This window comes from Bradyrhizobium sp. SK17, assembly GCF_002831585.1.
Classification (GTDB): Bacteria; Pseudomonadota; Alphaproteobacteria; order Rhizobiales; family Xanthobacteraceae; genus Bradyrhizobium.
The window spans coordinates 7,359,657-7,383,104 of the sequence record NZ_CP025113.1; the positions used below are offsets into that span (position 1 = coordinate 7,359,657).

A 23,448-nucleotide genomic window follows, 5' to 3' on the forward strand; every position below is an offset into this window, starting at 1 on the left:
TCTCGCATGTCCGAAGCTTGTCTCGAACATTGCGCTTTGCTGCTGACGATAGCGATCCGATGAATTGAGCTCGACGCGGCAGACAATGTCGACAGAGTTCACCACGGGAATTGCCGGCGTCGCCGTCGAATCCTGACACCGTCCTGACGACACGAACACGCGCGTCGCGACACAGTTTTACAATCCGACATTCATCGAGCTTGCGACAATTTCACGATACATCGGCAGCGTTTTCCCTATGCTCGCTGGCGGGGTTGGTCATGAAACCGCATGGGGACTCATCATGAAACGAATTCTGCTCAGCGTTGCCAGCCTCGCTGCAATCGGTACACCGGCTTTCGCCGCCGATCTCGCGCCACGCAGCTACATGCCGACCAAGGCACCGCCGCTGGTCTCGCCCGCATACGATTGGAGCGGCTTCTATGTCGGCATCAACGGCGGCGGCGGATGGGACAGGGACTGCTGGAATAACACCGCGCTGTTTGGCGTGCCCGTGAGCCCAAGCGCCGGCGAGGGGTGTGCCAGCAATTCAGGCGGCACGGTCGGCGGTCAGATCGGCTATCGCTGGCAGTCCGCATCGTGGGTGTTCGGCGTCGAAGCGCAAGGCAACTGGGCCGACATCTCCGGATCCAGCCAGAGCCTGGTTTTTCCCAACATCACGAACCAGAGCAAGATGGACGCGTTCGGACTGTTCACCGGCCAGATCGGCTACGCCTGGAACAACGTCCTGCTCTACGTGAAAGGCGGCGCTGCCGTCACCGACAATCAATATTCCGGCTGGTCGAACGCTACGGGCATCCAGCTGAGCTCGGCCAACGACACGCGTTGGGGCGGCACCGTCGGCGTCGGCCTCGAATATGGCTTCGCACCGAACTGGTCGCTGGCGGTCGAATACGACCATCTGTTCATGGGGACCAACAACGTCGCCTTCACAGGCATCGCGCCGGCCAATCTCGGCGTCAACACGCGCAACGAAGACATCAGCCAGGACGTCGATCTCGTCACTGCGCGCATCAACTACCGCTTCGGCTATGCCGCCAGCCGGTACTGAGGGAGATTGAATGTGACAATAGTGCGCCAGGCGATCATCATCCTGTCCGCTGCGATCTCGATCGGGATCCTTGCGCCGGACGCCGTCTGGGCGCGTGGTGGCGGTCACGGCGGCGGCGGATTCCACGGCGGTGGCGGCTTCCATGGCGGCTTCGGCCGCGGTGGGTTTTATCGCGGATATGGCTGGGGTTTCGGACCGGGCTTCTACTACGGGCCGGGCTACTACTACGGCTACCCTTACTACGGATATCCCTACGAGGGCGGCTGCTATCTGGTTCGACGGCGCGTCCACACCTCGCGCGGCTGGCGTATCCGCACCGTGCGGATTTGCGACTGATCGAGAGGTCACGGGGAAAGGTCGCAGGATCTTTCCCCGGCATGGCCGGGAGTGCAGCGACGACGGGCGCGTGCCCTACTCCGCGAGCGCCTTCATCTCTGCGTAGAGGTCCGACTTGCCCTCGAAGCCGATGCCGGGAAGATCGGGCATCACGATGTGGCCGTTCTCGACACGCACGCCGTCGGGGAAGCCACCATAGGGCTGGAATAGATCCGGATAGCTCTCATTGCCGCCGAGCCCGAGCCCGGCTGCGATGTTGAGCGACATCTGGTGGCCGCCATGCGGGATACAGCGGCTCGGCGACCAGCCATGGGTCTTCAGCACCGCGAGCGTGCGCTGATATTCGCACAGCCCGTAAGACAGCGCGCAGTCGAATTGCAGCCAGTCGCGGTCCGGTCGCATGCCGCCGTAGCGGATCAGGTTGCGCGCATCCTGGTGGCTGAACAGGTTCTCGCCGGTCGCCATCGGGCCCGGATAGAACTCGGCCAGCGTGGCCTGCAACGCATAGTCGAGCGGATCGCCGGCCTCCTCGTACCAGAACAGCGGATACTCCCGCAGCATCTTGGCGTAGGCGATCGCGGTCTCCAGATCGAAGCGGCCATTGGCGTCGACCGCGAGCTGCGCGTCGCGGCCGATCTCCTTGAGCACCGCCTCGATGCGCTCGCGATCCTCGGCGAGATCAGCGCCGCCGATCTTCATCTTCACGACGTTGTAGCCGCGATCGAGATAGCCGCGCATCTCCTTGCGCAGCGCACCGAGGTCCTTGCCCGGATAGTAGTAGCCGCCGGCGGCGTAGACGAAGACCCGCGGATTGGCGCTCAAGCCGTGACGCTCGGCGAGCAGCCGGAACAGCGGCTTGCCGGCGATCTTGGCCACCGCGTCCCACACCGCCATGTCGATGGTGCCGACCGCGACCGAGCGCTCGCCATGACCGCCCGGCTTCTCGTTCGACATCAGCGTCGACCACACCTTGTCCGGATCGAGATTGTCGCCGGTAGCATCGAGCAGCGATTTCGGATCGGCTTCCGTGAGGCGCGGCGCGAAGCGCTCTCGGATCAGCCCGCCCTGCCCGTAGCGGCCGTTGGAATTGAAGCCATAGCCGACCACCCGCTTGCCGTCGCGCACCACATCGGTGACCACCGCGACCAGGCTCGAGGTCATCTTGGTGAAGTCGATATAGGCGTTGCGGATCGGCGAGGAGATCGGTTTTGTGACTTCGCGGACGTCGACGATACGGACGGACATGATGTTCGATCCTTTGACGCGTGAGTGCTCAACTTCCCGTCATGCCCGGGCTTGTCCCGGGCATCCACGTCTTTCTTTCGTGGCGCCCCAAGACGTGGATGGCCGGGACAAGCCCGGCCATGACGGCCTCCATGACGCAGTTCGCGCGTCGCACGTGATCAGGACTTCGCCTTATCCCGAAAATACGGCTCGACCGGCCCGTGCACCTTGATGGTCAGCGGATTGCCGTAGCGGTCCTTGGCGTTGCCGGCGGTGACCCGCACCCAGCCCTCGCTGATGCAGTACTCCTCGACATTGGTCTTCTCGGCGCCCTTGAAGCGGATGCCGACGTCGCGCGCCAGGATCTCCGCGTTGTAGTACGGGCTGTTCGGATCGACCGAGAGGCGGTCGGGGAATTGGTCGTTGGTGTCGTTGGTCTCGCTCATAGCAACGCCTCGATATCCTTCTTCAATCCTTCGGGCCGGGCGGTCGGCGCATGCCGCGCTACGACCTTGCCGGCGCGATCGACCAGGAACTTGGTGAAGTTCCATTTGATCGCGGGCCCGAGCAGGCCCGACTTCTCACGTTTCAGGTGTTCGTACAATGGATGCGCGCCGCTGCCATTGACGTCGATCTTGGCGAACATCGGGAACGTCACGGCGTAGTTGGTTTCGCAGAATGTGGCGATCTGCCTGGCATCGCCGGGCTCCTGCGCGCCGAACTGGTTGCAGGGGAAGCCGAGCACGGCAAAGCCGCGCGGCGACAATCCGGCGTGCAGCTCCTGGAGGCCCTTGTATTGCGGCGTGAACCCGCAGGCGCTCGCCGTGTTGACGATCAGCAGCACCTGCCCCTCGAACTGCCGCAACGGCATGTCCTCGCCGGCGAGCGACTTGGCGGTGAAGTCGTAGACCGTTGCCATCATCCCCTCCTATCTGCGTACAATCTCCGCGCAAACGCGTGCCGCGTTTGTCGCGAGGGAAAACCGGGACCCACTAGGTCACCGGATCAATCGGTGACGACGGCGTCCCGCCGGCCTCGATCGCCTCGCCCGCGGCAAGACAGAGGTCCTCGCGATAACGCGCGGCCACAAGCTGCACGCCGACCGGAATCCGCCCGACGAGGCCGGTGGAGACGACGAGCCCCGGAAGCCCCATGAACGGGATCGCGATCTGCGCCAGTTGCGCGTGCCACACCCGCGCGAACGACGCCTCGTCCTTGCGGTCGAGATGATCCGGGAACGGCAACTCACCGGACACCGGCATCAGCAGCACCGGATATTTGTCGAGGAAGGCGAACCATTCGCGGGTCAAGGTCGCGCGGCGGGTCAGCGCCTGCGACAGATCGAACGGATGCACCCTGGCGCCGACGCCGCGCAGGCAGGCCAGCGCACCGGGATCGCCCTCGCGCTCGGCAAAGGCGAGCTGCGCCTCGTAGCCGTCGCCGAGCCAGAGCCGGGTCTGGATCTCGGCCGCCTCGCGCAGCGACGGCGTATCGGCGACCTCCTCGACGATCCAGCCGGCATCTCGCAGACGTTTGCCGGCATCGGCGACCGCAGCGACCACTTCCCGTGCCGGGTTGAGTCCATCGGGATTGAGGCACATCGCAACCCGCTTCTCGCGCGGTGGCCCCTCGAGCGGCACCGGCGCGTACCAGGGATCGCGATAGTCCGGCGCCGACATCGCCGCGAGCGAAATGCGCAGATCATTCACCGTGCGCGCCAGCGGGCCGGAAACCGCGCTGATCTGCGGGCCGATCGGACGCTCCGGCAATGCCGCGTTGAAGGCCGGGATGCGGCCCAGGCTCGGCCGCAGGCCGTGCACGCCGCAGGCATAGGCCGGATAGCGGATCGAGCCGGCGATGTCGGTGCCGTGGGCGATGTGGCCGATGCCGGCCGCGACCGCCGAGCCCGCGCCGCCCGACGAGCCGCCCGGGGTGATGCCGGGATCGCGCGGGTTCTTGGTGTCGCCGTGGATGAGGTTGGTGGTGAACCAGCGATACGACACCGCCGGACAATTGGTGCGGCCGAGCAGCACCGCGCCGGCCTTGCGCAGATTGGCGACCACCGGGTTGTCGACCTTGGCGATCAGGTCGCGCTGCGCCTTCAGGCCATTGGTGGTGGCGTAGCCCTCCTGGTCGACATTGACCTTGATCGTGACCGGCACGCCGGCGAGCGGCCCCATTGCGTCACCGCGCGCAATTGCCGCATCGATCGCGGCCGCCTGCGCCAGCACGTCGTCCGGCCGGTGATCGACCACCGCGTTGATGTCAGGGTTGACCGCATCGAGCCGGGCGAGCCCGGCCTCCGCCGCCTCCTTCGCCGACACCTTCTTCGATTTGATGAGGCCGGCGAGCTCGGTTGCCGACAGACGCCAAAGATCCTGCATGTGCTACTCCGTGTGACGGAGGCGTTTTAGCGCCGCATGCAGGCCAAGGCCAGCGGATCGCTGCCTAACCGATCAGCGGACATGCGCGATGTAGTAGGCAAGGTCGCCGATCTGCTCCTTGGTGACCGTCTGCATCACGTCGGCCATGGTGGCGTCGTAGCCGTGGCGGCTGTTGTCCTTGTATTCAGCCAGCGTCTTGGCGAGGTAATCCTCGCGCTGGTTGGCGATGCGCGGCACGTTCTCCTTGCCGGAGAAATCGGTGTTGTGACAGGTGTTGCAGCGGTTCTGCTGCGCCAACGCCTGGCCGCGCGCCATCCGCACGGGGTCGCCGGCATCGGCCGGCGGCGCAGGCTTTGGCAGCGTGGCGATGAAATCCGAGAAGCTGCGCAAATCGTCGTCGGTCATCGATTTCGCCATCTCGTTCATCGGGTCGAACACCCTGAGCTTCTCGCGAAACATGAACAGCTGGATCAGCGCGTAGGGCGCCTGCTGGCCTCCAAGCGAAGGTGTGTTCTCGGTCTCCGAGGTGCCGTGCTCGCCGTGACAGGCAAAGCACGCGACGCTGCGCTCCTGGATGGTCTCGGCGTTTGCGGAGAAGGCAATGGAGGCGAGTGCCAGGACTGCGATGATTGCTCTTTGCATTGGCCGCTCCCGGCATGTTCCGTCATTGCGAGGAGCGAAGCGACAAAGCAATCCATGGTGCCGCAAGTGGCGCAATGGATTGCTTCGCGGAGCTTGTCATCCGGCGGCGCTTCGCGCCGACCGGGTGGCTCGCAATGACGATGACTAGACTTTCAACTTACTGGTTCGCCACCTTCGGCTTGCCATAACTGATGCGATAGACCGCGCCGTTCCAGTCGTCGGAGACCAGCAGCGAGCCGTCCTTCAGCAGCATCACGTCGACCGGACGGCCGACATACTTGTTGTCCTCGAGGAAGCCGGTCAGGAACGGCTCGACCGATTTCACGGTGCCGTCCTTGTTCAGCTTGACCACGACGACGTCGCCGCCCTGCTTCTGCGACTTGTTCCAGGAGCCGTGGCGCGCGACGAAGATCGCGTTCTTGTAGGTCTTCGGGAACATGCTGCCAGTGTAGAAGCGCATGCCGAGCGAGGCGGTATGCGGACCCATCAGGCCGACCGGTGGCGTGTAGTCCTTGCAGGACTTACCCCAGCCGAGTTCCTGGTCGATGATGTTGCCCTGGTAGCAGAACGGCGCGCCGAAATCCTCGCCCGCCTTGGTGACGCGGTTGAGCTCGTCTTCCGGCACCGTCTCCGACAGCCAGTCGCGGCCGTTGTCGGTGAAGTACATCTGCTTGGTCTCGGGATTCCAGTCGAAGCCGACCGAGTTGCGGACGCCGAGCGCATAGACCTCGGCGCCGGAGCCGTCGAGATTGATGCGGCGGATCTGGCCGTGGTCGGCGTCGTGCAGCACGTTGTTGCCGGGCTGGCCGACCGGGACATAGAGCTTGTTGTCGGGACCGATGGCGATGAACTTCCAGCCATGCGCCTCGTCCTTCGGCAGCTTGTCGTAGATCACGACAGGCTTCGGCGGGTTGTCCAGATTGTCCTCGATCTTGTCGATCTTGGAGATCTTCGAGAGCTCGGCGATGTAGAGCGTGCCGTCCTTGAAGGCAACGCCGTTCGGGCGGTAGAGGCCGGAGGCGATCACCTTGACCGAGCGCTTGCCGTCCTTGTTGACGATTGCATAGACCTTGTCGACCAGCCGGCTGCCGACGAACACGGTGCCCTTGTCGCCGAGCGCCAGCGAGCGCGCATTGGCCATGCCGGCAGCGTAGACCTCGACATTGAAGCCGGCAGGGACCTTGAGCTTGGCGAGCGGCAGCTTGTCGGGCGCGGCCGGGATCGGCGGCCCCACGACCGGCGCAAGCTTGGCGGCGGCTTCATTGTCGGGACGCCCGATCAAGGGTGAGCCCGGCGGCAGCGGCTGGACGGCCGGCGCGGCACCTGCGGCGGGCGCCGCTGCCGGTTGCTGCGCCGCAGCAGAGAGCGTGAACGCCCCCAGCATGGCGCCTGCGAGCAGCAGGCTGCGCGGTGCGAACGAGTGTTTTTTCATGATTGATCTCCCCTGGGTGGAAGCCGTTGTTCATTGCGCCATTGACGTCGGCCGGCGCCGTCAGGCTTTCCGTTCCTAGTCTTGCGAATTTGTCCGGACAATTGCAATCGGAAACATCCCGCCATCGGCCAACGCATGGTTGTGACCGCGGCCTTGGTTGGCGTCCGTCAGTGCCTTGTCATCGAATGGTCCGGGCGATCGAGGACCGCCTCGGTGAACGGAAACTCCAGCACGATCTCGCCCTCGTCGTCGGTCACCTCGATGACCGCGCTGAGCAGCGCGCCATCGGCGCCCTCGGTCTTGAGCAGTTCGCGAATCATCGCCCGCGCCATTTCCCAGGCCCGATCCGGGTCGCGCAGGATTTCGCCGTCGGGATCGGAGATCAGCTCGTCGCCGATACGGGTATTGAAGAAGTAGCGTGGCATCGGCTGAACTCGGCTTGGTTAGTCGCTCCCGTTGCGGAGAGCACAGAATCGTCACCAGGACCTTCGGAGGACCGTCTGGCCCCTGCTTGTTATTCCAACATCACCATTCACCGTGTGGCGAACAACAGGAAAAAGGTCTGATGCCACCGGGTTTTGACGGGAAATGCGCGCACAAATTTGTGACTTGGCCGGGTTCGCCTGCCGCAGTGCAGCATGCACCGGTGCAGAGCGTCTTGCAAAAAATTTAACTGGCGAACTTTTCCAGCCGCAGTAGTTTAACTTGCAGGGCGGAAAGTTCGTCCGGTTGCAACAAGGAGAGCCTAATGGCCTGGAAAGCACCGAAGATCGTCGAAGTGTCGGTCGGCATGGAAATCAACATGTATATGTGCGCGACCCGCAAGTAAGCGGCAGCGCCCTATACACGTTTAGCGTTTTAGCGCAGGTGGACATCCGGGCGTAACATGTTCCCGTGCACGGGGGCGTGTTTCAAATCCGGAGTCCACCTCGTAACGTTTCTGGGCCTCGTTAGTTTTTGGGCCTCGGTTTTGTGTCCGCGTTCAACGTCTCCAGGGGACGGATCATGCTGCGTGTCGTCGTCCTGGGTGCCGCGGCGGGTGGCGGCGTTCCGCAGTGGAATTGCGGCTGTGCCGTGTGCAGGACGGCGCGAAGCGACCATCCCGAATTGCAGAGCACGCAAGCTTCGATCGCCGTCAGCGGCGATGGCGCGCATTGGTTCCTGGTCAACGCCTCGCCCGATCTCCGCCAGCAATTGATCGCGACGCCGCAGCTGCATCCGAAGCCTGGCGCGCTGCGCCATAGCCCGATCGCGGGCGTCATCCTCACCAATGGCGAGATCGATGCGGTCGCAGGCCTGCTGTCGATGCGCGAGGGCTCGCCGTTTGCGATCTACGCCCATCAGCGGGTGCTGGCGATCCTGCGCTCCAACAGCATCTTCAACGTGCTGAGCGAGAAGAACGTCGCCCGCCTGCCGATCGCGGTCGACCGGGCCTTCGAGCCCACCCTGCCCGATGGATCGCCGTCGGGGCTCGAGGTGCTGCCGTTCGAGGTTCCCGGCAAGGGTGCATGGTATCTCGAGGGCAAGGCCCACCCGGCAGGCGCCGACGGCGTCGGCGACACGCTCGGCCTGCGTATTGCGGACAAGCGCAGCGGCAAATATTTCTACTTCCTGGCCGCCTGCGCCCGGGTGACCGACGATCTCAAGGCGCGGCTCAAGGACGCGCCGCTGGTGTTCTTCGACGGCACCGTATGGCGCGACGACGAGCTGATCGCGGCGGGGCTTGGCAACAAGACCGGCCAGGGCATGGGACATATCGCGATGTCGGGCGATCAGGGTGCGATCGCCAGCCTCGCCGGTCTCGACATCGGACGAAAAGTGTTTTTGCATATCAACAACTCCAACCCGGCGCTGCTTGGGACCTCGGCCGAGCGCAAGACGGCCGAACAGGCGGGCTGGCAGATTCCTTCAGACGGAACGGAGATCGTGCTGTGAATGTCGTGCCCACAAGCGGAATGACCGCGCTCTCGATCGGCAAGGGCATCACGCTCGACAGCGCCGAGGCGATGGAGGCTGTGCTGCGCCAGATCGGCGCGACGCGCTACCACAGCCTGCACCCGTTCCACCGCCTGCTGCACGGCGGCAAGCTCAACAAGGGCCAGGTCCAGGCCTGGGCACTGAACCGCTACTACTACCAGAGCACGATCCCGCTGAAGGACGCGATGGTGATCTCGCGCTTCCGCGACCGCAACACGCGGATCGAGTGGCGCCATCGCATCGAGGATCACGATGGCGATCTCGGCACTGAAGGCGGCATCGAGCGCTGGCTCAAGCTCACCGAAGGCCTCGGCCTCGACACGGCCTACGTCGAGTCCACCGAAGGCATCCTGCCGGCGACGCGCTTCGCCGTGGAGGCCTATGTGCATTTCTGCCGCGACCGCACGCCGCTGGAGGCGATCGCCTCGTCGTTGACGGAATTGTTCGCGCCGAACCTGCACGAGGAGCGCATCTCGGGGATGCTGAAGCATTACGACTTCGTCAACCCCGACATCATGAGCTATTTCAGCCGCCGCCTGACCCAGGCGCCGCGCGACGCCGGCTTCGCGCTCGACTACGTCAGGCAGCATGCGAAGACGCCGGCCGAGCGCGAGGCTGTGTGCAACGCGCTGATCTTCAAGACCAACGTGCTCTGGGTGCAGCTCGACGCGCTGTATCACGCCTATGTCGACGGCCAGATTCCGCCCGGCGCCTTCGTGCCGAAGGCGAGTTAGGGATACGATCATGGCGAGCCGCAACATCAGCGTCAGCGAGACCAGCCGGCCGAAATTGCCGCGCCATGCCAAGCTGAAATTCGACGAGACGCGGCAGGTCTGGGTGATCCTGGCGCCGGAGCGCGTGCTGGCACCGGATGAAATCGCGGTCGAGGTGCTGCATCTCTGCGACGGCGTCCGCAGCGTCGCCGAGATGGTCGACCAGCTCGCGGAAAAATACGCCGCGCCGCGCGAGGCGATCGCAACCGACGTGATCGCGATGCTGCAAGACCTGGCCGACAAGGGCTTCCTCACCGAAGCGCGCGAGAGCACGGCATGACTGACACGCTCGCCGACAACAAGACAATGACAGCAGGCCCGACCGACGGGCTCGCGGTGCTGGAGCAAACGCGCTCCGCGGCCGAGACCTACGGCATCCCGCTCGCGGTGCTGCTCGAGGTCACCCATCGTTGCCCGCTGCAATGCCCGTATTGCTCCAATCCGGTCGAGCTCGACCGCGGTTCGACCGAGCTCACTACGGACGAGTGGAAGAAGGTGCTGAGCGAGCTCGCCGAGCTCGGCGTGCTGCAAGTCCATTTCTCCGGCGGCGAGCCGACCGCGCGCAAGGACATCGTCGAGCTGGTGCAGCATGCGAGCGATGTCGGGCTGTATTCCAACCTGATCACCTCGGCCGTGCTGCTGACCAGGGACAAGCTGTCGGCGCTGGCCGATGCCGGGCTCAGCCATGTCCAGATCAGCTTCCAGGGCAACGAGCCCGAGGTCGCCGATCGCGTCGCCGGCCTGAAGGACGCGCACAGCAAGAAGCTCGAGGTCGCGAAATGGACCCGCGAGCTGGAATTGCCGCTCACGGTGAACGCCGTGATGCACCGGCAGAACCTGCATCAGTTGCCCGACATCATCCGGATGGCGGTCGACCTCGACGCCGACCGGCTCGAAGTCGCCAACGTGCAGTATTACGGCTGGGCGCTGAAGAACCGCGCCGCGCTGATGCCGACGATCGAGCAGATCGAGGAGACCAGCCGGATCGTCGAGGAGGCGCAGGCGCGCCTGAAGGGCACGCTGGCGATCGACTATGTGGTGCCGGACTATTACGCGCTGCGGCCGAAGAAATGCATGGGCGGCTGGGGCCGCCAGTTCTTCAACATCTCGCCGGCCGGCAAGGTGCTGCCGTGCCATGCGGCCGAGAGCATCACCGGGCTCGAATTCGAATCCGTGCGCTCGAACCATTCGATCGCCTGGATCTGGCAGAATTCGGAAGCCTTCAACCGTTATCGCGGCACCGGCTGGATGCCGGAGCCGTGCAAATCCTGCGAATTCCGCGAGGTCGATTTCGGCGGCTGCCGCTGCCAGGCCTTTGCGCTGACCGGAAATGCCGGCAACACCGATCCGGCCTGCGCGCTGTCGCCGCGGCACGAGGAGATTTTCAAGCAGGCCGAGCGGGAAGCCGCCGGCACGCAGAACCGTTTCCTGTATCGCAACTTCGCCGGCGGCACGCTGGAGACGGACCAACACCAGGACAATCGCAATGGCGCCTGACGCCGACGCCGGCAAGGCCGCCCGACGCGCCGATCCCTTTGCTCCCCTGACGTCGGAATGGCTCGATGTCGGCGACGGCCACAACCTGCACGTCGAGAGCGTCGGGCGCGAGGGCGGCATCCCCGCGGTCTATCTGCATGGCGGCCCAGGCAGCGGCTGCCAGCCCGATCATCGCCGCCTGTTCGATCCCGAGCGCTTCCATGCGGTGCTGTTCGACCAGCGCGGCTGCGGCCGCAGCCGGCCGAAGGGCAGCCGCGACCACAACACGACGCAGCATCTGATCGCCGACATGGAGAAGATCCGCGAGCGGTTCGGCTTCGCGCGCTGGGTGGTGGTCGGCGGTTCCTGGGGCGCGACCTTGGCGCTGGCCTATGCGCAGGCCCACCCCGAGCGCGTCAGTGGCTTGGTGCTGCGCGCGACGTTTCTCGGCACGGCCGAGGAGCTGGAGGACGTCTTCCTGCGCGCCTTGCCGCGCTTCTATCCCAGGCTTTACGAGGACTTCCTGAACTTCCTGCCGGCCGACGAGCGCGCATCGCCGCTGGCCGCCTATTATCGCCGCATCCTTTCCCCCGACGCAGCCGTGCATGTGCCGGCCGCGCGCGCCTGGCACGACACCGAACGCACGCTGTCGGAGCATACGCCGAAGCAGACCCGGCTCGACCCGGCGAACACGACCGGCGCCCTGCCCTCGACACCGTTCATGGAGGCGCATTACTTCGCCAACAATTGCTTCATGCGGCCGCACCAACTGATGGAGGACGCCGGCAAGCTCGTCGGCATTCCCGGCATCATCGTGCAGGGCCGTTACGACCTGCTGTGCCCGCCCGCGACCTCACATGCGCTCGCCGCGCGCTGGCCGGGCAGCGAGGTCCGCATCATCGATGGCGCCGGCCACATCCTCTACGACCCCGGCATCCGCAACGCTGTGATGAAGGCGATCGCCGATCTGGCGGCCAGGCAATGACCAGGGCGCCCGGACCGACGGCCGACGCCGCCTATGCCGGCAGCACGATCACCTTGGTCTTGACGGGCGTCCGCGCATAGAGGTCGAGCATGTCCTGGCTGAGGAGGCCGGTACAGCCACTCGTAATGCCGTTCCCGATCGTTTCGGGGTCGCTGGTGCTATAGATCGTGTAGAGCGTGTACACCCCGTTTTGATAGAGGTAGAGCACGCGGGCACCGAGTGGATTGTCGAGACCTCCCGGCATGCCACGCGCATATTTGCCCGCCTCCGGCTGGCGCGCGATCATCTCCTTGGGCGGCGTCCAGGTCGGCCATTCGGCCTTGCGCCCGACATAGGCATCGCCGCTCCACCTGAAACCATCGCGGCCGACATTGGCGCCATAGCGGGTCGCGTTTCCATCGCCTTCGATGCGGTAGACATAGTATTTGCCGGGATCGACGATGATCGTACCGGGCGCCTCAGCGCTGTCGTACTTCACTGTCTTGCGGAAATATTTCGGATCGACCTTGCTGACATCGACCGCAGGGATCGGGAATTTCTCGTCGGGCACGGGCCCGTAGATTTTCTGCGCCTCGGCCAGGCTCATGTAGTCGGATGCGCAACCGGAGAGGCCCAGCGCGGCGAGACCGGCAGCGGAGCCGAACAGAAACGCCCGGCGGTTGACAGGCCGCGAGCGATGACCAGGCAGAGCCCCTTCCCCCATCGCGCCGGCGTCGGCAATTCCACGGTCCATCAACATGATGTCGGATTTCCCCTTGTCCCCGTTGTATGCCCGGACGAGACTTTGCCATACCGCAGGAAGGTGGAGAAAACGTTCTTCGTCAGTTGCGGTTGAAATCTCCTTGACCAATAGACGGCTCTGTGAAACTCGCCCGAGAACAATATAAGAACGCGCTTCTTGCGATACGGCGGACCTGACTGCGCCAATACGTTTGATGGTGCCGGCGGCGACGATCTGATCGCCAATCCGAACCTGCTACCCGCGCATTGGCTCTGGCACGCACGACTTCGCCAGCAATCGCTTCATGCGACCTCACCAATTGATGGACGAAACCGGCAGCAGGTAGCCCGCATGAGCGAAGCGATATGCGGGACTTGCCTTGCGAGTTGCGCGTCGATCCCGGATGTCGCTTCGCTCATCCGGGCTACGCTTGCTGAAGTCCGGCCTGTCCGTCGGCATGTCGGCGAGTTGGGTTTGATTGGAGTTCCCGAACACAAGGCTTCCTGGTGCGACGAGGTCATCGATGGCTCGAACCTCGATACGACCGCCCGACCCAGGGATTCGTTGCAACCCTCAGTAGCGAGCTTCGGAATTTTCGGTTAGGTATTAAGATGTGGTACACATTGGGACGGCCCGTCCGTCCTTGGAAGGACATGGTCATGAGAATGTCGTCACGTGTTGTCGCGCCCTCAGCCGTCGCTTTCTTCTCGGTCGCCGCGTTGCTTTGCAGCCCGGCATCGTCGCAAACCGCACCAAGCACCGCCCCGCTTCCGAGCATCTCGGTCGAAGCCCCGAAGCACGTGGCAAGGCCAAGCCGACCCGAGCGGGTGGCACACGCGGTGGTGTCTCGCCGCAGCTCGTCGGTCCGTCAGACGCCATCGGTCGACGACGGCACGCCCACGGGTGGATCAGGCCCACCATTGGCCAGAATTGCCGCGCTGGAGAAGGTCGCCAGCAATTGCAACGGTGGTTGCGAGTCAAGCCTCCCCCACGGCGGCATGCCTTGGGTCGGGTGTAGCGAGTCGGCTGGAGGGTCACATGGAATTGGAGCCTTCTCGATAACGTGCAGAGACAACCTCACCTACAAATCCTACGTGGACTGCGTCGAGACCAAAGTGTTCCTGGGCGAGTATCCAAATAAAGCCCGCTGGACTTGCAGCAGCCTGCAAATTGCCGGGAAGTTCAGAGTCGCCGAACTCAGGCGACCAAAGCGTCCGCACTAGCTAGAGCGGGACGAGTTCTGGCTGAAGCGGTTCGCTTGCTGCCTCGGTCCACCACCTCTCTCGAAGGGAGAGATGGTGGACGCGCATGGTGCGTTTCATTTTCGGGGGTATTTTTGTTCCGGGGTACACTACTCAGAACGCCCGGCATATTCCCGCGTGTCGCCTGACGGTCAACCGATCCCTATCGCGCATCGGCAAGATCGACGCAATTGCCCCCCAGGGGCCATTCTCGACCGCATGCTATTGAGAGAGAGACCGAAATCCTACGGCGAGAAAATCGTGGTGGAATCCCTTGAATTGTTGACCGAGCGGTTGCGGTTGAGGACGCCTCAAATCGATGATGCGGACGCAATCCAATCGATGGTGGCCGATCCACGTGTTGCACTCACCACCGCCTCGATCCCACATCCCTATCCAGAAGGCGGAGCTAAAGGCTTCATCCTGCATGTCCGAAAGTTGGCGAGCCGCGATAGACGCAATCTGGTGATCGTTCTTCGTGAGGGTAACGAGTTGATCGGAATGGTGGGATATCAGACCAAGGACCTGGAGTCGGAGCTCGCTTACATGGTGTCTCCAATCCATTGGGGATTAGGATATGCCAGCGAAGCCTGTCGCGAGATCATCGCCCACATCTTCAACGCTACGGAAGCCAAGGCAGTCGTTGCTCGGGCGATGGCTGACAACAAGGCTTCTGAAGCTGTACTGCGCAAGGCAGGCTTGCGATGGCAGCGCGAAATGCCCGTAGAGCTTCCAATACGATCCGGTACTTTCATAAGTTCATTTTGGCGCCTCTCTCGCGAGGAATTCCAAAACCATTGATGCGTATTGGTGCTTCCATCGCAAGTAGCCCGCATCAGCGAAGCGATATGCGGGAACTTCTCTGCGAGTTGCTCGTGGACCCCGGATATCGCTTCGCTCATCCGGGCTACGCTTGCTTACGATCCATTGCAGACCTCGCCTTGCGTTGGCCCGCGGGTCGCGTTCTACGAGACGATGGAACACCCGCTTTGTCGATGTGGAGATTAAATGTCGCAAGAAACCATTGCAGCGGCTGGCAATACCGCGGTCCCGGCGTATCTCCTGCTCAGAGCACTTGGATACTCGGTCGATCGCATTGATCATGACGGTGAGGAGCGCTGGATAGCGAAGCGAGGATCGCTTCAGCTTTTGGCCGATGACCCGCTTGAACTCTTGGGTCTTTGTTCGTTGCGGAGCGAGCGAGGTCTGTATTGGCAGGCAAGTGATAACGAAATCGACGAGTTTATGGCGCGGTTCTATCCGCCCGCCGCGGTGACATGATCATGCACATACACAATGGTTGCATGTGGCCCATAGCTGACGATCTGCGTAATAATCGGAAAGGTCGCCTTTTCGAGGTGAACGGGAAATCTCGCGGCTCGCCCGCCATGATCGGCTCTTGACCCGAAGCGGAAATCGAACGGACGCTTGATCTCCACAACGATCTGTAAATGCCCACATTTTGTGATTGGATGACTGTCCGAACCAGGGCACTACGCATGATTTTTCGAAACGGCAAAATTTTTCTGCGAACACTCGTGCGATACTTGTGGAATGAAATTTTCGAGGCCCTGTCGCGGAGATCGTCGTATCTCAGCACCTTCCAGAAAATCGATCTGACGCACGGGGTATACTTCCTTGTGTCCGCCCGAGAAGCGGAGGCCAGGTTGATGTCGGTAGGCCCCGATTTCGAGATGTCGGTCGCGCTGTCAATCGATGAAGCCAAGCGGATATTCCGATCAATCGAGCGCGCGTATGATGATCGAGAACTGGTAGAGATTAAGCTCGGCGATTTGTCATGGAAGACGGACTGTCGGGTCCGATCAAATCCCGACAAGGTCACGGTCTCTTTCAAACGTGGTTGGGAGAGAACGCGCGTGGACGCCAGGCGACAAGACTTAGCAACGGCAATAGCCATGTCTAACAGGTTACTCCCCACCGAATAGATACGGGCGGGTCAGCAAGTAGCCCGCATGAGCGAAGCGATATGCGGGAATTTCTCTGCGAGTTGCTCGTCGATCCCGGATGTCGCTTCGCTCATTCGCATCCTTTAGTCTGTCATAACCGCTCGCGATGACCGAGCCATACGAGCCGAAGGCTTCGGCGAGCGACCGCGCTTTCTCAAACGTCCGATTCACGATCACAAGCTCTGCCGGCCTAGCTTCCAAAAGGGGTAGCAAGGCGCCGCGCGCTGCACCACCTGACCCCAATAGTAAAACGCGCTTGCCTTGCAGGGGAATGCCTTGGTTGTATTCGATATCACGCAACAGGCCGACGCCGTCAAAGTTGTCAGCCTCGACGACATCGCCAACGAAGGACATCGCATTGGCGGCCCCCGCAAGACGTGCGCGATCGCGCAGCTTGGTCGCATAGGAAAAGGCATCGAGCTTGAACGGTGCGGTGATGTTCAAGCCGCGTGCGCCCTTGCGGCGGAAGGAATCTACCGCTGCCGCGAAGCCCCCTTCGGGAGCCTCGATCGCCATATATTCGAGCTCTTGGCCGGTCTGCCGTGCGAATGCACGATGGATCATAGGCGACTTGGAGTGGCCGATGGGATTGCCGATGACGGCGTATCGATCAGTCATGGTCAATTTGCCTTTCTGCCAAAGCAAGTAGCCCGCATAAGCGAAGCGATATGCGGGACTTACCTTGCGAGTTGCGTGTCGACCCCGGATGTCGCTTCGCTCATCCGGGCTACGCTTGCTGCATAGACTCACTGCCGCGGCGAGCCTGAGCCTGATGGGCGGCAATTTCGTCTTTGGCGACGGCGAGAAGCCGGACGTCAGCGGCGTCGAGCAAGACTGCACCATCGAATGCGGTGCGGACGATCAGATTGTGTGAGCCTACGCGCGCGATGAAAGTTGCGCTATCGCCTTCAATCTTCCAGGCCGTAAGAGCCGGGTGCCCGACCTTGGTCGTCACGTAGCCGGCTCGCAGCATCACGAGGTCAATCGCAACGGCGGCATTGTTGCGATCCGAAGCGTCGACAAAGCTCTGCACCATTTGCGCGCTGACGCTCGCGAGCTGTCTGCCGGCAGTGCGAACTCGGCTCTTTGAAGCCGCATCCTGCACTGTCTCGCGTAGTATTCCGCCGCTGTCGTGCACGATAGCGTAGCGTAAGCCCTTGTCAGTGGTCACCCCCCACTCAACCACCGCCTGCCCCTCGAATTTGATGTAACGTCCTGCATTGATTCTGATCTTGATGTCAGGCTCGACCTCTACCGCCCCACAGGCCACAGCCACGGTGGCCTGTAGCTTGTCGGTGAGATTGAATGAGTTCTGCGCGGTAGCACGCCAGATGCGGCGAATTTCGAAGTTGGGGTTTTGAGCCGCCAGTGCTTTCAGCCGCTCCCCATAGCGTTCGCCGTCAACGATTTCGAGCTTCGACCAGTTCGCAATCCAGCGAGCGGCCAAGTCAGTGATCGACGCGTGCTGCTCGGCTTCGTAAAAACGCGTGTCAAGGGCATCGAGGTCCCCGGCTCTGCTGCTGAAGCCGTCCTGTGCGGTTGCTGCCTCGGGATTTGCGATGATCCAGTCGTTCAGCTCCGCGAGCGTGTGATATTGTTCTTCGGCGCCTATCGCTTTGAGGCCCGGCAGCGCGTACTGGATGTTTGTACTGAGGCTCTGACCAGAATTGTGAACGAACTGGCTATGCCCGCCATTGTTGACCTGCGCCAAATAGTAGTCGGCGCAGTAGATACCCAGAATTTCGGGCGGAAGCTCGTGATCAGCGTACTGGCAGGCAGTCCGAATGTGGTTTGTAAACTCCACAATCGCCCGAGGTGCGTCGTAGCTCTCTCCGCCCAAGGACGACTTGGGCACCATTGCGCCCGTGAGCCGGCCGCCAATGAACTTTACTTCTTGACCAGCCATTTAATTGATGCCCCCGCTGCTCGCCCCGACCCTAACGATAAGCGACCATTCGGTAAACCTTGGATTGACCAGAAGCATGCGTCAGCAATTGGCCCTTAGCCGACATCAACTGCGGTGCGCCTGACCTATCGCCGCTATCCCCGTTGAGCGCATCCGCTTATGATCGGGCGCATGGACATAACAGGCTTCGACCTCAACCTGATGAAGGCCTTTGATGCGCTGTACGCGGAGCGTCACGTGACGCGCGCCGGATCGCGGATCGGCCTCAGCCAGTCGGCGATGAGCGGAGCACTCACACGCTTGCGCGAGCTGCTCGGAGACGAGCTCTTCGTGCGAACGCCGTCAGGCATGCAGCCGACGCCCCGCGCCCATGACCTTGCGGGTCCCGTCTCGGATGCGCTCCGGCTGCTCCGGGGCGCGCTACAGGCCGACAGCTTCGACCCGGCGACGGCCGACAACACCGTCACGCTGGCGATGAGCGACTATGCGGCGTTCGTCTTGTTGCCGCCGCTGATGGCCCGGCTCAGCAGCGATGCCCCCCACATCAACGTGCGGGTCTGCGGGATATTCGGACGCGACGAAGCCATCACGCTGCTCGACAGCGGCGAGGCGAACCTCGCGATCGGTTTCCCCGTCGAGACGTCGGCGCGCATCATCAGCAGCCCGCTGTTCTTCGAGAGCTTCGCCTGCGTCGTGCGCGAGGGACACCCGGCGTTCGCAGGTGGTCCAAGCCTCACGGCCTTCGCAGCGGCGCCGCATCTTCTGGTCTCTCCGGAAGGCGACCGCTCCGGGATCGTCGACCTGAGGCTTGCCGATCTCGGCCTCGAACGGCGCGTGGTGCTGAGCCTGCCGCAATTCCTGGCCGCCCCCTTCGTGATCGCCGGAACCGACCTCGTCGCGACGCTGGCCTCCCGGATCGCACGAAGGTTCGTTGATACCGGAGTTGGTATCGCGATGTACGATCCGCCGCTCGAACTGCCCACCTGGCCGCTCCATCTGATGTGGCACCGGCGGGCGGATACCCATCGGGCGATCGCCTGGCTGCGCGACATCATCACCAAAGTCGCCGCCTCGGCCTGACGCCATCGGCGCGATCGATAGCGCCACATCAGGACTCGCGATTTCCATCCGCATCGCCGTTCCGCTTTGTTGGCTTCACCTGATTTGAAGAGGTGATCGACATGCGGGTTTTGGTAACGGGCGCGACGGGCTTGATCGGCGGTGCGGTCGCGCATCGATTGAAGGAGCGAGGTCATGACATCGTGGGTCTCGCTCGCTCGGAAGCGAGCGCGGCCAAGCTGCGCGACCGCGGCTTCGTGGCGGAGATGGGTGAACTCGCCGACCCGGCGGGCCTGGCCGCGGCGGTGCGGGGCGTGGACGCCGTCGTCCATGCCGCTTCGCCCAACGACCAGAACGCGGCGTCGCTCGACGAGATTGCGACGCGTGCAATCCTTGAAGCCCAGCGCGGAACGGGTCAGCGCTTCATCTATACCAGTGGCAGCCTGGTCTACGGCTCCACGGGCGACACGCCGGCGACCGAGGACACCCCACTGAACCCGGTCGAAATGGTCCGCTGGCGCGAGGGGCTGGAACGCGAGATCCTCGCGGCCACAGCCGAAGGCGTCCATCCGGTCGTCGTCCGCCCGGCCTGGGTCTATGGCAACTGGGGTGGCGCCGCGATGATGATGGTCGCAGCGGCCAAGGAACATGGCGCGGCACTTCATGTCGGCGACGGTCAAAATCGCTGGTCGACCGTGCATGCCGAGGACCTCGCCGATCTCTATGCGCTTGCGCTCGAACGCGCACCGGCGGGATCCGTCTTTAACGGCGCGCACGGTTCGGCGCCGCGGCTCGTCGAGATCGCACACGCGGCGAGCGAGCTGGGCGGTGCCGGCGGCCGCGTAGCGGCGTGGCCGCTCGACGAGGCGCGCAAGCTGCTCTGGGGCTTCGCCGACGCGATCGCCTCCGATCAGGTCATCTCGGGCGAGAAGGCGAAGCGCGAACTCGGCTGGAAGCCCTCGCGGGCATCGATCATCGACGAGTTGCACGCCTATGCGTTGGCGGTCGCCTGAGCCATGCAGATGATATTCATCAGGCTGCTCGCCGCCGCCTTCGCCAGTGCCGGTCTGTTCAATGCGATCGCGACATCGACGAATCGGAGCAACTTCGTCCGATGGGGGTATCCCGCGTGGTGGTGCCGGGTCACCGGCGGATTGGAAGTATCAGCCGCGATCCTGGTCGTGATACCGGCAACCCGTACGGCAGGCCTGGTCCTCTGCGCCGTCATTCTCGCGGCGGCAACCTTGACCGTCCTGCGACATCGGGACTTCTCCCATCTCGCACCGATCGGTTGCTTTGCGGCCTTGCTCGTGATGGCGAGCTGGATGTCGTGACAGATCGGCGGCTTCCGCGCGCTTGGGGAAGCCGCCGATCCATGCGACCACCATTTCAAGATTTCTGTAAAATGGAAGAATGCCGCTGATTTGCCCGACATGTCAAGCCGCCGTGTCGCACACCGGCGGCCGGCGGCTGCTTTGCATGGGGTTGTTTTCGATATTTTGCCAGCGCCGGTTCAGACCAGGCTCAGATCCTTCGGCTTGATGCCGGTGAAGATGCGCTCGAGGCTCGCCTGTTGCAGGCCGTAGACGTGCTGGATCAGGCCGGAGAAGAACGCCCGGTAATCGGTCAACACCGGAAAGTCGCGGTTCTGGAACAGCGTCGCCTGGCTGACCTGGACCTGCTCGCCGGCCATGCGCCCGCCATTGATGCCGCCGCCCATCACCCAATAGACGCTGCCATGGCCGTGATCGGTGCCGCGGTCGCCGTTCTCGCGGAAGGTGCGGCCGAACTCGGAGATCACGACCACGACGGTGTCGCGCCACATCTGGGGCCCGATCTCTTCCGAGAAGCCGGCGAGGCCCCGGCCCAGTTCGCCGAGGCGGTCGGCGAGATAGCCGGTCGCCGCGCCCTGGTTGACATGGGTGTCCCAGCCGCCGACATCGACGAAGCCGAGGTTGAACTGCTCGCGCATCAGGCGGCCGATCCGCCGCGCCGACAGCTCGAAGCCGCGCGGCGACACCGCGCCGCGATTGGCCGCCATCATCTCCTCGGAGACCGATTTGTAGACATCGTCGCGAACGCGAAAGCCCTCCGACACCGAATTGGCGAGATCGCCCTTGCCGTACATCTCCCTGATCAGCCGCGCCTGGCGGTCGTCGACGCCCGGCTTGCTGACGCTGGCGATGCCGGTGTTCGGGATCTGGTTCTGGCCGCGGAAGATCAGCGGCAGCTGGTCGGTGAAGGAGATCGGCTTCACCCGCGTCAGCTCGCTCGCCAGCCGGCTCATGAAGCCGGAGCGGTAGTCGCGGCTGCCGCCGACCGCCTGCCCGAGCTCGATCGTGTCCTGGGTTTCGAAATGGCTGCGCGACAGGTCGTCGCTGGTGCCGGCAAACGGCACGAAGGCGATCTCGCGCTTGGCCCACAGCGGATAGATCGAATCGCGCAAGCTTGGATGCAGCCCCCATCCGGCGTCGAGCGAAAGCGCCGCATTCGGGTTGCCGACATCGGGCCGCGCCACCGCCAGCGTCGGGCGCGAGGCGTAGTAGAACTCGCTGCCGACGGGCACGATCACGTTGGCGGCGTCGTAGGCGCCGCGCAGGAACACGACGAGCAGGCGCGCGTCGGTCGCCGGTGCCGCCCAGACCCGGCCGGCGACGGTGAGCGAAGCGGAAGCAGCGAAGGCCTTGATCAGTTCGCGGCGGTTCATGGCGAACCTCCCTTTCAGTGCATGAATTCCGGTGACGACAGAAACAGCGTATTCCAATCCTGCGGCGAGACGGCCTGATCGAGCGCAGCGAGCGTGGTCGGACTCAGCGACTGCCTGATGTTGCTGAAGTAGAGCCCGTTCATCACCAGCGGGAACGCCGGCTGGTCGACCGCATTGGGCTCGTTTGGCTTGAACAGCCCGGCCGATCCGGAGCCGATCGCGCGCGCGATCTCGAAACGCAGCATCATCTGCCCGGGACCGTTCCAGGCCGCCGACAGCATCGAATAGCCGTCGGGCGTCTCGTGATTGAACAGGCCCTCGGACAGGCGGTTGAGCCAGCCCTGGATCGGCAGCGTGTTGAGGATCACCTTGTTGTCATAGGCGAGCCGCACCGACGACATCACGTAGAGCATCGGGTCCTTGAACTTGCCGGCGCCCTTCAGGCTCGCGGCGAATTCCGGCGCGTGAACCAGCGTCGACATCACGGCCGCGATATCGCCGTCGGTCTTCTGGAAGGTCTGCGCCATGTGCTGCACCAGCGCGTCGGGCGGATTGTCCGACACGAAATAGGTCGCGAGCTGCTTCGATATGTGCGTGGCGGTCGCCGGGTGGCGGCAGAGGATGTCGAGAGCCTCGTCGACCTCGGCAATGCCGCGGCCCTTGATCTGATGACCGAGGAAGGTCTTGTCGCCGTAGTCGTGGCGTGCCGGATTGAATTCGAACGCGCCCTCGCGGACCAGCTGGGATTGCAGCTCGGGCTTCAGCTTCGGATCCTCCGGCTTGAAGTCGATGCCGACGCCAGTGAGGATGCGCGCCAACGCCTCGACATCGGCCTGGGTATAGCCGGAGCCGACGCCCATGGTGTGCAGCTCCATGATCTCGCGGGCGTAGTTCTCGTTGAGATGACCGGCGGCATTATCGGCGTTGTCGAGGTAACGCAGCATCACCGGGTGATGCAACGTCGCCGAAAGCAGGTCGCGGAACTTGCCGAGCGCGTTGGCGCGGATCGCGCGATCTTCGTAGTCGCCGACCAGCACGCGGATGTTGGCCTTGTACTGGTGGACGTTGAAGTGGTTGAACCAGAACCAGGTCAGGCGTTCACGCAATTGATCCGGCGCATACAGCGCGTGCAGGATGCTGCGCGCTGCGGCCTGCCTGGCGCGGTCGTTCATGGCCTGCTGATAGACCTGCTGGGCCGCCTTCTTCTGCTCGGGATCGGCGACCTGATTGGCGGACTTTCCCTGCTGATCGAACGACACCGCGATATCGAACGGGAAGCGATGCACGTCCGGCATCGCCTCGATCTGGGTATGGACGGCGGCCGGCAACGCGGTGTTGGCCGGATGCAGTTGCTCCTGCAACCAGCGCTCGACGCCGACCTCGTGCAGATGCGCCGCGCTCGAAGCGTTGACGCCCCAGGTCAGGCGATCGAGCAGCGCGATGTCCTGCGCGGCAAGCTCGGCCGCCCGCGCCGGCTGGTGCAACGCCACCAGCCCCGCGATCGTGCCGATCACCAGCTTCGCGACTGTCCGCGGTCCGAGTCTGGCCGTGATGCTCATGAAGGCTG

25 protein-coding genes are annotated in these 23,448 nt (G+C 63.5%); 13 read left to right on the top strand and 12 right to left on the bottom strand.

Annotation, left to right across the window (positions count from 1 at the left end; all coding sequences use genetic code 11):
- The first annotated feature begins 283 nt into the window (after positions 1–283).
- Both CWS35_RS34215 and CWS35_RS34220 read left to right on the top strand, forming a co-directional pair.
- On the top strand, positions 284–1,051 hold the full coding sequence (locus CWS35_RS34215; protein ID WP_100956908.1) for an outer membrane protein: 768 nt from the start codon (positions 284–286) through the stop codon (positions 1,049–1,051).
- A gap of 12 nt (positions 1,052–1,063) precedes the next feature.
- A complete protein-coding gene (locus CWS35_RS34220; protein WP_311538662.1) occupies positions 1,064–1,387 on the top strand; it encodes a hypothetical protein in 324 nt (107 codons plus the stop codon).
- A gap of 75 nt (positions 1,388–1,462) precedes the next feature.
- Here the strand turns inward: CWS35_RS34220 and CWS35_RS34225 are convergent, their stop codons facing one another.
- The 7 genes from CWS35_RS34225 to CWS35_RS34255 form a co-directional block, all read right to left on the bottom strand.
- Positions 1,463–2,632: a mandelate racemase/muconate lactonizing enzyme family protein gene (locus tag CWS35_RS34225; protein ID WP_100955567.1), complete on the bottom strand. Its 1,170-nt coding sequence runs from the start codon at positions 2,630–2,632 to the stop codon at positions 1,463–1,465.
- 158 nt (positions 2,633–2,790) lie between these two features.
- Positions 2,791–3,057: a DUF3297 family protein gene (locus CWS35_RS34230; protein WP_024579923.1), complete on the bottom strand. Its 267-nt coding sequence runs from the start codon at positions 3,055–3,057 to the stop codon at positions 2,791–2,793.
- Positions 3,054–3,530 carry a glutathione peroxidase gene (locus CWS35_RS34235; RefSeq protein WP_100956910.1) on the bottom strand — a complete coding sequence of 159 codons (477 nt, stop codon included), beginning with the start codon at positions 3,528–3,530 and terminating at the stop codon, positions 3,054–3,056. Before CWS35_RS34235 ends, CWS35_RS34230 begins: the two co-directional genes overlap by 4 nt.
- Positions 3,531–3,603: 73 nt before the next feature.
- A complete protein-coding gene (locus CWS35_RS34240; RefSeq protein ID WP_100955568.1) occupies positions 3,604–4,995 on the bottom strand; it encodes an amidase family protein in 1,392 nt (463 codons plus the stop codon).
- 72 nt (positions 4,996–5,067) lie between these two features.
- The gene (locus CWS35_RS34245; RefSeq protein WP_024579920.1) at positions 5,068–5,637 is read right to left on the bottom strand and encodes a c-type cytochrome; all 570 of its coding nucleotides are present in this window, start codon (positions 5,635–5,637) and stop codon (positions 5,068–5,070) included.
- Positions 5,638–5,794: 157 nt separating this feature from the next.
- Positions 5,795–7,069: a sorbosone dehydrogenase family protein gene (locus CWS35_RS34250; RefSeq protein ID WP_100955569.1), complete on the bottom strand. Its 1,275-nt coding sequence runs from the start codon at positions 7,067–7,069 to the stop codon at positions 5,795–5,797.
- A 167-nt stretch (positions 7,070–7,236) separates the two neighbouring features.
- Complete coding sequence (locus tag CWS35_RS34255; RefSeq protein WP_024579918.1) at positions 7,237–7,494, bottom strand: hypothetical protein; 258 nt, start codon at positions 7,492–7,494, stop codon at positions 7,237–7,239.
- Positions 7,495–7,817: 323 nt separating this feature from the next.
- Between CWS35_RS34255 and pqqA the strand changes: the two genes are divergently transcribed.
- The 6 genes from pqqA to pip all read left to right on the top strand — a co-directional run bounded on the left by pqqA (position 7,818) and on the right by pip (position 12,280).
- Positions 7,818–7,898: a pyrroloquinoline quinone precursor peptide PqqA gene (gene pqqA, locus CWS35_RS34260; protein WP_035635412.1), complete on the top strand. Its 81-nt coding sequence runs from the start codon at positions 7,818–7,820 to the stop codon at positions 7,896–7,898.
- 176 nt (positions 7,899–8,074) lie between these two features.
- Positions 8,075–9,004, top strand: coding sequence for a pyrroloquinoline quinone biosynthesis protein PqqB (gene pqqB, locus CWS35_RS34265; protein ID WP_100955570.1), 930 nt, complete (start codon positions 8,075–8,077; stop codon positions 9,002–9,004).
- A gap of 20 nt (positions 9,005–9,024) precedes the next feature.
- Positions 9,025–9,780, top strand: coding sequence for a pyrroloquinoline-quinone synthase PqqC (gene pqqC, locus CWS35_RS34270; RefSeq protein ID WP_100955571.1), 756 nt, complete (start codon positions 9,025–9,027; stop codon positions 9,778–9,780).
- Between the two features lie 10 nt (positions 9,781–9,790).
- Entirely contained in the window at positions 9,791–10,099 is a 309-nt protein-coding gene (gene pqqD, locus CWS35_RS34275; RefSeq protein ID WP_024579915.1) for a pyrroloquinoline quinone biosynthesis peptide chaperone PqqD, read from the top strand.
- Complete coding sequence (gene pqqE, locus CWS35_RS34280; protein ID WP_210202747.1) at positions 10,096–11,316, top strand: pyrroloquinoline quinone biosynthesis protein PqqE; 1,221 nt, start codon at positions 10,096–10,098, stop codon at positions 11,314–11,316. The genes pqqD and pqqE overlap by 4 nt, the downstream gene beginning before the upstream one ends.
- The gene (gene pip, locus CWS35_RS34285) at positions 11,306–12,280 is read left to right on the top strand and encodes a prolyl aminopeptidase (protein ID WP_100955572.1); all 975 of its coding nucleotides are present in this window, start codon (positions 11,306–11,308) and stop codon (positions 12,278–12,280) included. Before pqqE ends, pip begins: the two co-directional genes overlap by 11 nt.
- 31 nt (positions 12,281–12,311) lie before the next feature.
- On the opposite strand, the gene CWS35_RS34290 is transcribed toward pip, so the two are convergent.
- Entirely contained in the window at positions 12,312–13,019 is a 708-nt protein-coding gene (locus tag CWS35_RS34290) for a L,D-transpeptidase (protein ID WP_100955573.1), read from the bottom strand.
- 1,484 nt (positions 13,020–14,503) lie between these two features.
- On the opposite strand from CWS35_RS34290, the gene CWS35_RS34295 reads away from it, so the two are divergent.
- Both CWS35_RS34295 and CWS35_RS34300 read left to right on the top strand, forming a co-directional pair.
- On the top strand, positions 14,504–15,043 hold the full coding sequence (locus tag CWS35_RS34295; protein WP_157817309.1) for a GNAT family N-acetyltransferase: 540 nt from the start codon (positions 14,504–14,506) through the stop codon (positions 15,041–15,043).
- Positions 15,044–15,250: 207 nt separating this feature from the next.
- Entirely contained in the window at positions 15,251–15,523 is a 273-nt protein-coding gene (locus CWS35_RS34300; protein WP_024579910.1) for a hypothetical protein, read from the top strand.
- A 647-nt stretch (positions 15,524–16,170) separates the two neighbouring features.
- Here the strand turns inward: CWS35_RS34300 and aroE are convergent.
- On the bottom strand, positions 16,171–16,827 hold the full coding sequence (aroE, locus tag CWS35_RS34310) for a shikimate dehydrogenase (RefSeq protein WP_100955576.1): 657 nt from the start codon (positions 16,825–16,827) through the stop codon (positions 16,171–16,173).
- 109 nt (positions 16,828–16,936) lie between these two features.
- On the bottom strand, positions 16,937–18,115 hold the full coding sequence (locus CWS35_RS34315; RefSeq protein ID WP_100955577.1) for a DUF4375 domain-containing protein: 1,179 nt from the start codon (positions 18,113–18,115) through the stop codon (positions 16,937–16,939).
- Between the two features lie 171 nt (positions 18,116–18,286).
- Between CWS35_RS34315 and CWS35_RS34320 the strand changes: the two genes are divergently transcribed.
- From CWS35_RS34320 to CWS35_RS34330, 3 genes are all read left to right on the top strand, one after another.
- On the top strand, positions 18,287–19,195 hold the full coding sequence (locus CWS35_RS34320; protein ID WP_024579904.1) for a LysR family transcriptional regulator: 909 nt from the start codon (positions 18,287–18,289) through the stop codon (positions 19,193–19,195).
- 101 nt (positions 19,196–19,296) lie between these two features.
- A complete protein-coding gene (locus CWS35_RS34325) occupies positions 19,297–20,187 on the top strand; it encodes an NAD-dependent epimerase/dehydratase family protein (RefSeq protein WP_245439119.1) in 891 nt (296 codons plus the stop codon).
- Between the two features lie 3 nt (positions 20,188–20,190).
- A complete protein-coding gene (locus CWS35_RS34330; protein ID WP_100955579.1) occupies positions 20,191–20,508 on the top strand; it encodes a DoxX family protein in 318 nt (105 codons plus the stop codon).
- A 179-nt stretch (positions 20,509–20,687) separates the two neighbouring features.
- Here CWS35_RS34330 and CWS35_RS34335 read toward each other — a convergent pair whose 3' ends face one another.
- Both CWS35_RS34335 and CWS35_RS34340 read right to left on the bottom strand, forming a co-directional pair.
- Positions 20,688–21,881, bottom strand: coding sequence for a DUF1501 domain-containing protein (locus CWS35_RS34335; RefSeq protein ID WP_024579901.1), 1,194 nt, complete (start codon positions 21,879–21,881; stop codon positions 20,688–20,690).
- Between the two features lie 14 nt (positions 21,882–21,895).
- Positions 21,896–23,440 (bottom strand): DUF1800 domain-containing protein, encoded by a 1,545-nt coding sequence (locus CWS35_RS34340; protein ID WP_100955580.1) that lies wholly within the window; start codon positions 23,438–23,440, stop codon positions 21,896–21,898.
- Positions 23,441–23,448: the final 8 nt, after the last annotated feature.